Origin of the sequence: Microcoleus sp. A2-C3, assembly GCF_036706065.1 — a bacterium.
GTDB lineage: Bacteria > Cyanobacteriota > Cyanobacteriia > Cyanobacteriales > Microcoleaceae > Microcoleus.
Genome location: NZ_JAUBVX010000012.1, coordinates 38,466 through 52,565 on the forward strand (window position 1 = coordinate 38,466; position 14,100 = coordinate 52,565).

The 14,100-nt window shown below is 44.6% G+C and carries 7 protein-coding genes; all 7 read right to left on the minus strand.

Translation table 11 applies throughout. From position 1 onward, the window contains the following. Positions 1-89: 89 nt before the first annotated feature. Complete coding sequence (locus tag QUB66_RS09160; protein WP_332966891.1) at positions 90-596, minus strand: DUF1499 domain-containing protein; 507 nt, start codon at positions 594-596, stop codon at positions 90-92. A 224-nt stretch (positions 597-820) separates the two neighbouring features. Further along, positions 821-2,485: an adenylate/guanylate cyclase domain-containing protein gene (locus QUB66_RS09165; RefSeq protein ID WP_332966892.1), complete on the minus strand. Its 1,665-nt coding sequence runs from the start codon at positions 2,483-2,485 to the stop codon at positions 821-823. Beyond that, complete coding sequence (locus tag QUB66_RS09170) at positions 2,460-5,033, minus strand: response regulator (RefSeq protein WP_332966893.1); 2,574 nt, start codon at positions 5,031-5,033, stop codon at positions 2,460-2,462. Before QUB66_RS09170 ends, QUB66_RS09165 begins: the two co-directional genes overlap by 26 nt. Beyond that, a complete protein-coding gene (locus QUB66_RS09175; protein WP_265236218.1) occupies positions 5,030-5,425 on the minus strand; it encodes a response regulator in 396 nt (131 codons plus the stop codon). The genes QUB66_RS09170 and QUB66_RS09175 overlap by 4 nt, the downstream gene beginning before the upstream one ends. Before the next feature lie 210 nt (positions 5,426-5,635). Continuing rightward, entirely contained in the window at positions 5,636-7,060 is a 1,425-nt protein-coding gene (locus tag QUB66_RS09180) for a hybrid sensor histidine kinase/response regulator (RefSeq protein WP_265236216.1), read from the minus strand. A 7-nt stretch (positions 7,061-7,067) separates the two neighbouring features. Continuing rightward, positions 7,068-11,012: a PAS domain S-box protein gene (locus QUB66_RS09185; RefSeq protein ID WP_332966894.1), complete on the minus strand. Its 3,945-nt coding sequence runs from the start codon at positions 11,010-11,012 to the stop codon at positions 7,068-7,070. A 348-nt stretch (positions 11,013-11,360) separates the two neighbouring features. Beyond that, a complete protein-coding gene (locus QUB66_RS09190; protein WP_442923268.1) occupies positions 11,361-14,093 on the minus strand; it encodes a family 10 glycosylhydrolase in 2,733 nt (910 codons plus the stop codon). Positions 14,094-14,100: the final 7 nt, after the last annotated feature.

Genomic DNA, 14,100 nt, shown 5'->3' on the forward strand with positions numbered 1-14,100 from the left:
ACGTTATTTTCTTTAGTCCACGGAGGTGGACTACCGTTCAAGAAGGCTAACACGTTTGTTTAGAGGCGGTTTCAACCGTACCTCCTATCTTAAAGTTGAGTTCTGAGAGTCTCTATCCTTTTGCGGTTGACTCCTAAATCTGACTCTCCCAGACGCGAAGCCGATCGCACATGAATCACCTTTGCCCCATCATCTACCAAAAATTCTACGTCATCAACAAACCCCATCAAACCACTCGTGAACTCCGCATAGAGGTAATTATCAGTTGCGGTGATAATCTTAGTTTTTGCAGAGGACTCGATCACCCCTTTGAGCTTAGCCATTGCCTCAGCAGGCGACGAAGTGTATGCCAAAGGCTCGATTTGGTGTTCGGCATCTTGACTGAAGCTGCTGACGCAGTTGGGGGAAGCAGGGCACGCGGCGAGTTTTCCTGACACAATGCCGATATTGGCAGGTCTTTTTCCAGCAAACATGGTTTTTTCTCCGGGAAGTGCGATAAAAATAGCGATCGACAGTACCGCTACCGCTACCAGTGATATTAAAACAACTAGGACTCTTTTCAATGCTGTAGGCGATTTTGTTTCAACTGTCTGCAAAGGATTATCCCTCCTAAAAGTGCAAGTTCGATCTAATATTCATATATTAATTGAAATTGAAATTGAAATCAAAAAATAAAAAACATTTATCATAAAGAATTGGTTTAAAGCCGAAACCCTGATCGGGATCAATTAAAATCAGACTATTCATCACTCCAATCCTCGAACTTCCAGGTCAACTGTCAACTGTCAACTTTCAACTTTCAACTTTCAACTTTCAACTTTCAACTTTCAACTGAATGAATTTGTTCTTCAATCAACCAGTAAGTCAGCATTGTTCCTTTACCTTTAACCGCAATTTGACCACGATCTTCAAAAACAAACTGCTCTTTCAAACGCTCGTAAGTCTGTGCAGTCACTTGAATTTTACCCGGCAATCCGTTCGACTCCATCCGCGAAGCAACATTCACAGTATCCCCCCACAAATCATAACTAAATTTGCTAATCCCAATAATTCCCGCCACCACCGAACCGCTGTGAATTCCGATCCGCAATTGAAAACTTTCTCCAATTTTGAGATTAAACTTTCTCAAAGCTACCTGCATCTCCAAAGCCAAAAGTGCGATCGCCTCAGAGTGATCCTCCCGCGCCGTCGGCAAACCCCCAACCACCATATAAGCATCCCCAATCGTCTTAATTTTTTCCAACCCGTGCAACTCAGACAACCTATCGAACTCCGAAAAAATTCCATTCAAAATTTCTACCAACTGCGTCGGACTTTTGTGAGCAGAAAACTCTGTAAAACCCACCAAATCAGCAAACAATACCGTCACCTCATCAAAATGATCCGCGATCAACTTTTGCTCTTTTTGCAAGCGCTCAGCAATAGGTTTCGGTAAAATATTCAGCAGCAATTTCTCTGTTTGCTCTTGCTGCAACTTCAGCGCAGCCTCAGCTTGTTTCCGCTGAATCATCGAACCGAGCTGCGTAGCAACCGCACTCACCAATTCCAACAAGCGCGGCTGACATTCCAGAACTTTCTCGCGATAAAAAATCAAAATAGCTAACACTTGGTTGTCCGCCAAAATTGGCAAACCAAAAGCTGCTTTCAATCCCACATTCACCGCAATTTCCGATCGCAAAAAAACCTGATATGGTGCAATAGAAATATCCTCAATCCATTCAGACTGATGCGACTGCCAAATCCTCCCCGGAAGTCCCACACCAGCAGGAAAAGTTAACTGCCAACTTGTCTCTCGGAATTGGGCAAAACTCGAGTCGCTGACATACCTGCCTCTAGCGCATCTTAAAACGCCGTCACTGCAAGGAATCCAAGCTTCGCCCAGATTCCATTCAATAGTTTGGCAAATTAAACCTAAAATCACATCTATAGCCGACTCAAAATCCTCAGATTTGCTAATAGCTTGAGTTGCCTGTAGCAGCAATCTTGTTTCCATTTCAACCTGACGGCGTTCGGCAATTTCCTGGTGCAACTGAACATTTTGAGCTGTCAACTTTTGATTTTTTTCTTGCAATTGCATTTGCAAGGAACGCACAGTAAGTTGATTGCTCACTCGCGCCAATACTTCTTTCACCTGAAAAGGTTTTGTGATATAATCTGCTCCGCCCACTTCAAAAGCTTGTGCCTTATTTATTCCTTCTTCTAGCGCGCTCAGAAAAATGATGGGAATTTCCCTAAATTGCGGTTGTGATTTCAATTGTTTACAGAGTTCGTAACCGTTAAAATCCGGCATCATAATGTCGAGCAAAATCAAATCTGGCGCGCTCGATTGAATCGCATCTAGGGCAGAAAAACCATTAGTAACAGGTCGAACTTTATAGCCATTGTTCTGCAATATTTTAATCAACAAACGCAGATTATCTGGCGTGTCGTCAACTACTAAAATATCTGCTTGATAGTTTTCAGTTTGTTCCGCCTTCATCTCCACGATCTGATTCCTCCGCCTCGGCAATTAAATTGAGAATTTTCTGGTAATCAAAATTATCGAGATGACCCTGGAGGATTTCGACAAATTCAGGATGAGCATCCCTTAATTCCTCGATTGTCCTGGCAATTAAGTCAAAATCAGCACTGCGGATTACCTGCCTAATATTATCTATCCATTCTGCGGGCAGTGTGGGTAAATAAGCAAGCGCAGCATTAGATATGGAATCAGATAGATGATACCGATCGCCCGTTGGGATAAAATCAGTTGAGTCAGAGTAGAGATACTTCACCCCCAAATGTTTGTTAAGGGTATCAAATATATCATTTTTGCGGAAAGGTTTGCTAATAAAATCGTCGCAGCCGACCAATAAAGCAAACGATCGCCTGCCTTCAATTGTACTAGCTGTCAAAGCAACAATCTTCGGAATCGGGGATTCTTGATGGGAAATACTCATTTCCCAGTTTCCTTGCTGCTCTTGCTCTCTCTGCTGTATTCTGGCCTTAATTTCTTTAGTAGCTTCGTAGCCGTCCATCACTGGCATTCGCACATCCATCAAAATTAAGTGCGGGTGCCAATTTTCCCACATTTCTACTGCTTCGCGGCCGTTGGCAGCTTGTTGCAGCTTAAAACCCAAAGGAGAAAGCATTTTGACTAAAAGTTCGCGGTTGTCTTCGCGATCGTCCACAATTAAAATCCGGTAGCACGGTTGATTTGGTTCCAACCCAGCAACTTCGCGGTTAATTTCCGGGGCTGGAATATCAGCAGTACCAACCGCACAGACTGGGATTTCAATTTTAAAAGTAGTGCCTAGTTCCAGTTGACTTTCTACCACAATTTCTCCTCCCATCAGGCGGACAAATTGACGGCTGATCGTCAATCCTAAACCCGTGCCTTTCTGAGTTTTTTGACCAGAAGCTGTTTGCACAAATGCCTGAAAAACATTGCCCAATTCTTCAGGAGCAATGCCAACTCCTGTATCTTCTATTTCAATCCGAAGGAAAACAATCAGATCCCGATCAGAATTATCAACATCTTCTCTCAATTCAATAGTTGCAGAATCACCTCTATCGATCGCAAAGTCCCTAATACTTTTTGTGGTATCAAAACACACTGTTGGATTCGCCAGTAAATCAACAATTTCCGAACTCTTTAATTTTACAACTCTTAATATAATCGTGCCTGTCTGCGTAAATTTAATCGCATTACTGAGGAGATTGATCAGCACTTGCCGCAGTTTAACATCATCGGTTCGCACGTACTGGGGAACGTCATCCTCACGCTGGAAAAGCAACTGCAATTCTTGATTTTTTGCCCGCAATAAAAACATATCTTGCAAGTCGTCCAGCAAATGGTAGAGATCGAAGTTTTTCGGATCGACAATCATCCGCCCAGCTTCGATTTTTGACAAGTCTAAGACTTCATTGATCAGGGTGAGCAAGTGTTCGCCACTGCGGCGAATTATTCTCAGATTTTCTCTATTTTCGACAGTAAGATTGGGGCTGCCTTCCATGATTTGTGCAAACCCCAGTATGGAATTGAGAGGAGTCCGCAACTCGTGGCTCATATTTGCCAGAAACGTGCTTTTAGCTTTGTTTGCAGATTCAGCAGCTAAGGCGGATTGTTGCAGTTGTTCTGTACGTTCGTCAATTTGGGTTTCTAAGGTGTGCTGGTAATCTGCTAGTATTTTTTCGGCTTGTTTGCGATCGCTAATATCTTGAAAAGCTGCGATCGCATAAACAATATTTCCGCTCTCGTCAAAAATCGGCGTAGTATTGATCTCGATCGCAATTATTTTGTCATCTTGACGGATTTCTACATCGTCAACCTTGACAAAATCTCCTTTGAGTGCGCGCAAAATTGGCAGATTATCCGGCGGGTAAAGCTGATCAGTATTGGCAACATACAGTTGATAAGTTGCAGCTAATTGTTCCGCTGTGCTTTCCGGGATCGTGTCTGCACCCAGCAAATCGCGCGCTGTCTGGTTGAAATAGGCGATCGAGCCGTCGGGATTGTAAACAGATACCCCCACTGGCAAAGCTGCTAAAAATTGCTTCAGGCGGCTTTCACTCGCCGACAGAGCCACATTTGCTAGCTTCAACTCCTCGTTTACCTCTTGCCTCTTCAGGATTTCATCTGTTAACTTTTGGTCTTGCAAGTAACTGTGAATTGCTTCTACCACCGTTAATTTTAAGTCTTCATTTTGCCAAGGTTTAGGGATATAACGGTACAATTTAGCATACTTGATAGCATTGCTCAGAGCTTCCAAATCTGCTTGCCCCGTCAGCATAATCGTCAGCGTATCCGGCGAGCTTTCGTGAATTCTTCTGAGCAGTTCATCCCCTTTAATATCCGGCATGATATAATCGGAAAGCACCAAAGCAATCTCGTATTCATCTGCCTGCAAATCTGCCAGCAACTCTAAAGCATCTTCCCCTCCTTCAGCCGTTTCAATAATACACTGATCGCCGATCGCCTTTTTCAGTTCAATCTTTAAACTGTTCAAAACATCAGGTTCGTCATCAATACACACAATCACAGGTTTTTTCATAATAACTTTGCCAGCCCAGATTTGATCGTCTCTATTAACTGTTTGCTATTCCACGGTTTGTACAAACAGCAATATAAATCAGCTTCTTGTACTGCCCGCTCGACTGCCGCTGCATCCGCTTGTCCGGTCAACATCACCTTAATAATTTTAGGATATTTTTGGTGAACTCTAATTAAAAGTTCATCACCTTTAATTCCCGGCATCAGCCAATCAGAAACAATCACAATCACCTCAGCTTCTTCTTCAAAATCCTCAAGCAAATCTAAAGCTTCATCACCACTTTCAGCTAATTCATAAAAGTAATCATCTTTAAATTCATTTTTGAGCTGCATCTTGAGAGTCTTCAAGATATCGGGTTCATCGTCAACGCAAAGAATTACAGGCTTATTCATCTTTTCCTCTCTGCTTGAATTTTAGTGGGTTTACCGACATGACTTGCTCCTCTGTGATTGATTTCGGGCGAGGATGCACGATATCTGCCCCGTATCTTATTTTAAGAGGACTTCCGAAAAGAAACCCGGTTTATCGCAATAAATCTTGTCTTTGTCAGCGAGACAGCCCCTGGCGCTACCGGGAATCAGCCCCCTGCGGGTAAGTTTTGTTTAATAGATTGGCAGCGAGACGGTAAAAGTTGTCTGCCCCGGTACCGATTCTACAGCAATTGTACCTTCATGTTTGTCAACAATTTTTCTCACAATATCCAATCCCAAACCGCTACCTTCGCCCGCAGATTTAGTCGTAAAAAATGGCTGAAAAATCTTAGGAATAATTTCTGGGGGAATACCTTTGCCGTTATCAGTAAATTTGAGCAAAATATTTGCCTCTTGCAGCAGAGTTTCAATCGTCAAAATACCTTTATAATCCATTGCTTGCAGGGCATTGTGAACAAGATTCGTCCAAACTTGATTTAAGTCATCGGGATAGCACATAATTTTCGGTAAATTTCCATAATTTTTAACGACTTCTATACCGTGTTTCAGTTGATTTTGATAAAGGGTTAACACCATTTCAATGCCATCGTGCAAGTTCGCCTGGACTTTTTCTTGCTTGCTATCGAAATGAGCGTAGCTTTTTAAGGCAAATACTACTTTTCCCGACTTAGCTGTCGCTCTTTGGATTAGGCTAATACTTTTCTTAAAGCTCACAAACTGGTAAGCTGTATTGAAAACTACTTCCCAATCCGGCAATTTAAAAAGTGGCAACAACTGTTCTATGTTATCGTAGATTTCCATGTCAACTAAAGTATCCGCAATTTCTTCAGCATTTTTAACAGATGCTGCCCTCAAATCCCCAGTCAACTGCTGCTTAAATTTTCGCTTCTCTCTGCTAGTAAATAAAATTTTTTGATTGGTAGATCTGTAAAGTAACGCTAAAAAGTGAGCTTGACTTTCTTCGGAAAGTTGTTGAAAAAAATGAGGCATTTTTCCTAAATTATCGTCCCAGAAAGTAGCTATATTATCAATAGAGGAGCCGATAATGCCCAGGGGGGTATTTATTTCGTGGGCAATGCCGGCAATCAGTTGTCCCAGTGCCGCCATTTTTTCCGATTGAATCAAATGCTCTTGGGTGGCTTGCAGTTGGTAGATGGCAGTTGCTAAATCTTGATTTTTTTCTTGCAAATTTTGTTGCAGTGAACAAATTTTTAAATGAGTTTCGATCCGGGCTAAAACTTCTTCAACCTGAAACGGTTTGGTAATAAAGTCCACTCCCCCAACTCCAAAAGCTTTAACTTTATCCATCACGTCGTTAATCGCACTGATGAAAATCACCGGAATGTCTTTGGTTACTTCAGAATCTTTGAGCCGCTGACAAACTTCATAGCCATCCATCTCCGGCATCATAATATCCAGCAGCACTAGATCCGGGGGCATTTTTTGAGCGGCAGACAGTGCTAGCTTACCGTTAGGAACTGGGCGAACTTGATAGCCTTTTTCGCTCAAAATTCCTGCCAGCAGCCGCAGGTTTTGTGGTGTGTCGTCTACTACTAAAATATTAGCTCGATTGGTGTTGGAGGAACTTGAATTCATCGGTTATTTACTGGTTTTCGCTGCGATCAATTATGGTAAGGATTCTGTCATATTCAAAATTATTAATGCAATCTTGAAGGGTGTCAGCCAGAGAGGGGTTGACAGTGCCGATTTGTGCGATCGAACTGGCGATCGCCTCCATGTCCACACTCAAAATATTTTGCTTGAATTCAACCATCCAGTCTGGAGAAAGAGAGGCGATCGCCTCCGGTGTCAGCACATCCTGACTGGACTCCCCTACACCCGCCACACTGACTGCTGTTGGATCTTCATAAATATAACGTACTCCCAAATGTTTGCCCATTGCCGCAAAAATATCCTCCTCTCGGAACGGTTTCCGCATAAAATCATCGCAACCCGTCGAAAGAATCACCGCCCGTTCTTCCTCCAAAACACTAGCAGTCAGAGCTACAATCGCCGTTGCTTGCCCGCCAGTTGTAGTTTTAATCTGTTTCGTTGCCTCGTACCCGTCCATCACAGGCATTCTCATGTCCATCCAAATCAGATGCGGTTCCCAATCCATAAAAATATCCACCGCTTCTTGACCGTTATTCGCTTCTTTCAACTCAAATCCCAGCGGACTGAGAAGTTTGACCAACAGTTGGCGGTTCAGGGGTTTGTCGTCCACAATTAGCAAGCGGTAACTCGGCTGATTCGGTTCGAGGGCAATAACTCGACGTAGAGCTTTTTTGATTTCAATATCAGCAGCTTCAACCAGGTGAACTTGGATGTCAAACTGAAATAGTGCACCCTTGCCAACCTCGCTGCTAACCGTAATTTCACCTCCCATCAATTGCACGAACTGTCTGCTGATCGCTAAACCTAAACCTGTGCCTTCCTGAGAATCTTTACCTGTTTTTGTCTGTACAAATGCTTCAAATAACTGATGAATTTCCTCAGCAGCAATGCCTGCACCAGTATCTTGAACTTCAAAATGGAGCGAGTAGCGGCCGGGCAATTCATCAGGGCTGTTTTTGTGCAAATTCCGCTTTCTTCCTTTAACTTGCACCGAAACTCCCCCTTCTGAAGTAAACTTAATTGCATTATTAAGCAAATTAATTAAAACTTGGCGCAATTTCACTTCATCGGTGCAAATGTAATGGGGAACTTCCGCGTCCCGATCGAAGATTAATTGTAAGTTTTTTTCCTCAGCTTTGAGAGCAAACATATCTTCTAAATCGTCGAATAATCGGTAAAAATCGAAGCTTTTTTCATTAATAGTAGTGCGTCCCGCTTCGATTTTGGACAAGTCTAAAACTTGGTTGATTAAAGCCAGCAAATGTTCGCCACTCCGCAGGATAATTCCGACATCTTCTTGATTTTCAGGAGACAGATTTTTACTGCGGATCATGACTTGAGCAAAGCCGATGACTGCGTTCAGGGGCGATCGCAATTCGTGACTCATATTGGCGAGAAAGGTACTTTTAGCTTTGTTGGCTGCTTCGGCAGCTTCTTTCGCCTGCTGCATTTTCATTTCCGCTTGTTTGCTATCAGTAATGTCTTTAATAAAACCTTCGTAGTAAAGTAAATTTTCTGCGGCATCGCAGACAGCGCGACAATTTTCCGAAATCCAGATGATGCTGCCATCTTTGCGGTAGATTTCCGCTTCAAAGTTTGACAATATCCCGTACTCGTCGATCAGCACTGTAAATTCGCAGCGGCGGTTGGGATTTACGTAAAGCTGGTTATTGAAATTCGGCTGCGCTGCGATCAATTCTGCGGGCGATTCATAACCGTAGAGTTCAGCTAAAGCGGGGTTAGCGCTGATGTATTTCCCGTCAGCAGCAGTTTGAAAAATGCCGTTTAAAGCATTTTCATAGATGTTGCGGTACTTTTCTTCTGCTTCGCGGAGGGCTGCTTCTGCTTTTTGGCGATCGGTAATATCGCTAGAAATCGACAGAAAACAAGCTTCTCCGTCAATATCAATGGTTTCAATCGACAGCAGCGCCGTTCTTTCTGCACCACTTTTATTGCGAAACCTCAGCTCGTAATTGTGAATTGCCGTCTTGTTTTTCAACATTTGAATCATGCGATCGCGCTCTGCTAAAGTCGCCCAAAAATTCAGATCTACCGCTGTTTTTCCAATAATTTCTTCGTGACTGTAGCCCATCATTCGGCAAAAGCTGTCATTAACTTCAAGGTGGCTGCCGTCACTGATTCTCGTGATTGTAATTGCATTGGGACTGGAACGAAAAGCTTTAGAAAACTTTTCTTTTGCCTTAGCAAGATCGCCCGTGCGTTCTGCAACTTGCACTGCTAAATTTTGGTTGTATTCAGTTAACAGTTTATGCGCCTGTTTGCGTTCAGTAATATCTTGAAAAGCGCACATCCCGTAGACAATGTTGCCTCGATCGTCGTAAATAGGAGTGCCCCAAATTTGCAGGGGAACAGTTTTGTCAGTCAAGGAGATTTCAATGTCATCAACAGTTACACTTTTGCCCTGCAAAGCATTTAAAATTGGGTCGCGCTCCGCCGGGTAAATTTCTTGAGTTCCAGCTAAATAAACTTTGTAAGCTTGGCGCAAATTTTCGGCATCTGCTGCTATAATTCCTTTACCTAAAAGTTGCTCTCCTGTAGGATTAATGTAGTGAGGTTGACCGTTTGGCTCGGTAATAAAAATGCCTAGCGGTACTGCATTGAGAAATTGTTTGACTCGGTTTTCGCTTTCCGATATCGAAGTAAATGAATGCTGCAATTGCTCTGCCATGCTGTTAAAAGCAGTGGCAAGTTCTCCGAGTTCATCTTCGCGATTCAGAGTGAGGTTTGTATCCCATTCATTCTTTGCCAAAGCTTTGGCCGCTGCATTCAATCTTAAAATCGGCCGCACCACCCATTTAGCAGTAAGAATTCCCAGAATTGTCGCCACAATCAAAGCTGCAACCGACAGCAAAAAAGTCGTGCGGGTATTGGCGTTAATTTGCTCCATAAAGTCGGACTCTGGTACAACTACGACAATCAGCCAATCCAACCCCCGATCGTCTTGAAAAGGAGTTACCTCCATAAAATTGCGCTTCCCGTCAATATCAAAAGGAAGCTGTTGAGAATTTTTGATTTTAGCTAAGCTTTGGTAGGTTTTTTCTAAATGCTGTGCGGTTTGGCGAATTACGGGATTCTCGCTTGCTGAAGCTTTGATGCGTTTTGCTTCTTTACCTTCCACTGCGAATTCTTGGCCCGCTGTTGAAGTGGCAATTAACATTCCCGATCGCTCCATCACAAAAGTTTGCCCAGATTTACCAATTTTGAGGCTGACGAGAAACTCTTTGATTTTGGAAAACAGCAAATCGCTGCCAGCTACTCCTAACAGCTTGCCAGCGTCGTTGTAGATAGGCATAGCAGCAGTAATTGCCAGTTCCCTAGTCAAAAAATCTGTATAAATTGGAGTCCAAACAGGTTTTTTGGCGGCGGCTGCTGCTATGTACCAAGGGCGAATTCGCGGGTCGTAAATGTTGGGCGAAGTTTCCATTAATTGAACGCGGTTTCCCTGAGAGTCACCAGTATATCGAGCTAATTTGTTGCCAGTCGATTTGTCAGCCGCAGATATCATAATCTGATCTTTAGTGCGGATTGCTCCAGAGTGGTCTCCATTTTCTTGGGCTATATAAATGATGCTGATTGTATCAAAATATTGAATTTGTTCGAGAAAATGAAGTTCTAATTTTTGTTTATCTTCTAGGTTTAATTGCCCCAATTTTACGCCTTGAACGTTGAGGTGATTGACAATGTGGGGAATTGACATATAGTTTTCCATGCGGTCTTTGATGCGATCGCTAATTTCTCCCCGCAACTGAGCGGCAACATCGTTGACCGCGCGCTGACCGTTTTGGAACGACAGCCAACCTACAATTCCTACGGTGCCGACAATTTGCACTAAAAAAGGAAGCACGAGCACAGTTTGTAATGGAGCTTTGCCGATAATTTTGGTAGCAAAGCGATTGAGCGGTTTAGGAAACATATTCATCCTAAGAGTAATTGGTAATTGGTAATTAGTAATTGCTGAAGAGAAATAAAAAATAGTTATCGGTGTATCCGTGATTTTCGCACCGTGAATATATGGTAATAGTAGAAGGTATGGATTTAAATAACTATAACGTATTTCTGCTGACAGTTTTTCCGTAACTATTAATACAGATAATTGATGCGATCGATCTGTTGGTCACTGCTGCGCGATGCTGTTTTCTCTTTTGCTGTTTGGTTTTTGGCGCAGCGCCTAGGGTTGGCAGCAGCGCTGCCAACCATGTATGTGTAGCACGTGTTTGTTGAAAGACTAGAAGGAACCGCCCGATCGCACAAAAAGCTGATTTTACCTGCGATTTAACTCCACCCTTTCGCCGTAACGCAATAGCATATCCAAACTCTCCAAACGATTTTGCCAAGTTTGCACCTGATAGCTATTGTCGGCAGAATGCAAGCGCATGGAAGATTGAAATTGAGATTGAAAACTCGCCAACAATCTTTTAGCAGTTGCTAAACTTTCGGTAGAAGGATTGGCTGCCAATTTGCTGAAAGCTTGCGCCAATTCGTCCGATCGACTTTTGAGCACTTTCAGTTCAGATTCCGACACCCGCAACTGATTGTTAGCCAACAAAAAACTCCATTCCTGCTTGAGAGTAGTATACCGCGAAGCCGCTGCTGCAAAGGGCTGGCGGTAAGGAATTGGTTCGGAAGCAGAAGCGGAACGCACGGGGCGCCCTTGAGTGCGGTTAAAAAAGCCCTGCATCCCGCTGTTGATACTTTCCACCGCAAAAATAGCATAGCCCCCAGTCGGCAAATCGCGCAAAGCTTGAATTTGGTCGATCGCCACAACTTCCGGGAGTGTCAACAACTTAACCGACGGAGAAATCAAAGCCGAACCGAGCATTTGTTCCTTTGCTAGCGGTTCAGTTATGCGCTGAAGTCGGTTCGTATCCAAAGCATAAGTCATCGGCACAATCAAATCTACAATGCCTTGACGGGCCCAAACTTCCCAATTTTGTTGAATTTTGTAAATCCGCTGACTTTCTGGGTGCGGAAACACCGCCACCGACAGAATTGTGCGGGGAGAATTCGACCCCAAAAGCCGATAAACTTCAGCGACAAAAGTATTAATTTGATTAGTTTTAAATTCAACCCACTGCCGCCACAAACTGCCGTCTTTGGGAGAAATATTCACCGGATCTACACCAGTCAACTGCTTAAATTGCTGTCTCGCGGCAACACCGTAACCGTAGGTAAAACCCGCATTGTCATTTTGAAAAGGATAGCGAATATAGTCTAATTGGACTCCATCTACTTTGTAGCGGGTAGAAATTTCGCTAATAATTTGGAGTAAATAACTGCGCGCTTCCGGGTTTGCCGGATCGATATAAAATTTACCGTCATTAGGATTTTGGATGCGTCCTTTATTGTCAATATTTGCCCAAGTTGGATGAGCTGAAAGCACTGGCCCAGGATAAGAATTAGGTTGACCAATTAAAGCATTGTGGCGCTTATTTCCGGTGGCAAAAATCCAAACCCAAGCATGCAATTCGATGCCTCGCTCATGGGCTAATTTAACAGCAGATTCCAGGGGGTCCCAGCCCACTGTCAGGGGGTTTTGTTGGGGTGCAACTTGACTGGGATAAATCGGATATCCGGCATTCAAAGTTTCAAAGAAAACGGTATTGATCCCGGCGGCGGCAAGTTGATCGAACACAGCGGCCAAACCCTGTTCCGATCGCGCTGCGACGATCGTACCGCGATCGAGCCAAACCGCGCGAATTTCCGCCCCAACGCGCTGCCCTTCCTGGGGATAATTTTGCCACAGCAACTGGCGCGCTTGCACCCACTGCTGCCTAGCCTCAGCGTATTTTTGCTCTTGTAGGAGTTGGTCAAAATTTTGCAAAACCTGCCGGGCTTGGGCGACCGCCCGCGTCCTTGTGCCTTGCAAAGGCAGCGGGCGACTCGCAGACGGCCCTACACTGTTGGTTGACGCCACCAGTTGAGGGGGGGTAGCAGCATTGAGATTGATGGGGGTATTGGCTGAATTAGCTGCTGTCAGGGCGCTTTCAAACCGGCCGAGGAGGTTGGTGAGTTCTTGGCGCATCAAGTACGCTTCAATGCTGACGATCGGCTGATTGGAATTTGCCTGCACATCCAAACCCGCCGGCGCCGACTGATCCGAAGGGTCTGTAAAAGTTGCAGGTACTGGATCGGGAAGGGGGGGAGAAGGAGAAAGTCGGCTCAGCGGGGTATTTCGTGGCGAACTAGGCGTATTTCTCGTAAGTCGGTCGGGGGGATTTGGTAGCGGGGGTGTGGCTGCTATAGGCGCAGCAGGGGAGCCGACAGTTCCGCCCCAGCGGGCGATCGAGGCCCGCAGCCAAGCCGAGTCTATATTTGGGGAACCGTCGCTACCCCAGCGCCAGCCGAGATAGGTAGCGCGATCGGTGGCGATCGCAGCGGAGGAACCGGAACTATCTTTCCAAGTAGCGACAGTTTGACTGTTCGCGTCGGCAGGAATCAAGACACCGCCTTGGACTGAGGCATTTTGTTGTTCCGGTGGCACCCAATTGCTAGAAGCGGTGCAAGCCAGATCCCGGCAGCGGGTGCGGGGTTGCACCGCCCCCCGCTGAGTCAAGGGAAAAGCCCAATAGGCCCCAAGGAGCGATCGTAAAGATTGACGCACCAAAGCCGGGGAACTGCGGCCGACTGGGCCCGAAGCAATCAAGCGGCCACCCTGTTTTGTCCAAGCTTCTAAAACTTTTATTTGCGCTGGAGTCAAAGTTTCAATATTGGCCAAAAACAGCACGTTAAAGCCTGCTAAATCTGCCAAATTTTTGATGTCTTCGAGATTGATTGGTTTGTAAGCAATGCCGCTTTCCCAGAGGCGCGTGGTAATCTTTACCCAATCGGGGGAATTCTCGGAACTGCGAACAACGCCGAGAACTACTTCCGCGAAACTGGGAGAGGGAAATAGGATGGAGAGATTGAGTAATGTACTCGCTAGAGTTCCAATTAAGACTCTTTTCCAGAAGGTGAAAAAGCGATTTTTTTGAGACTGAGAGCAGGCTTCAGGCATTTGACCA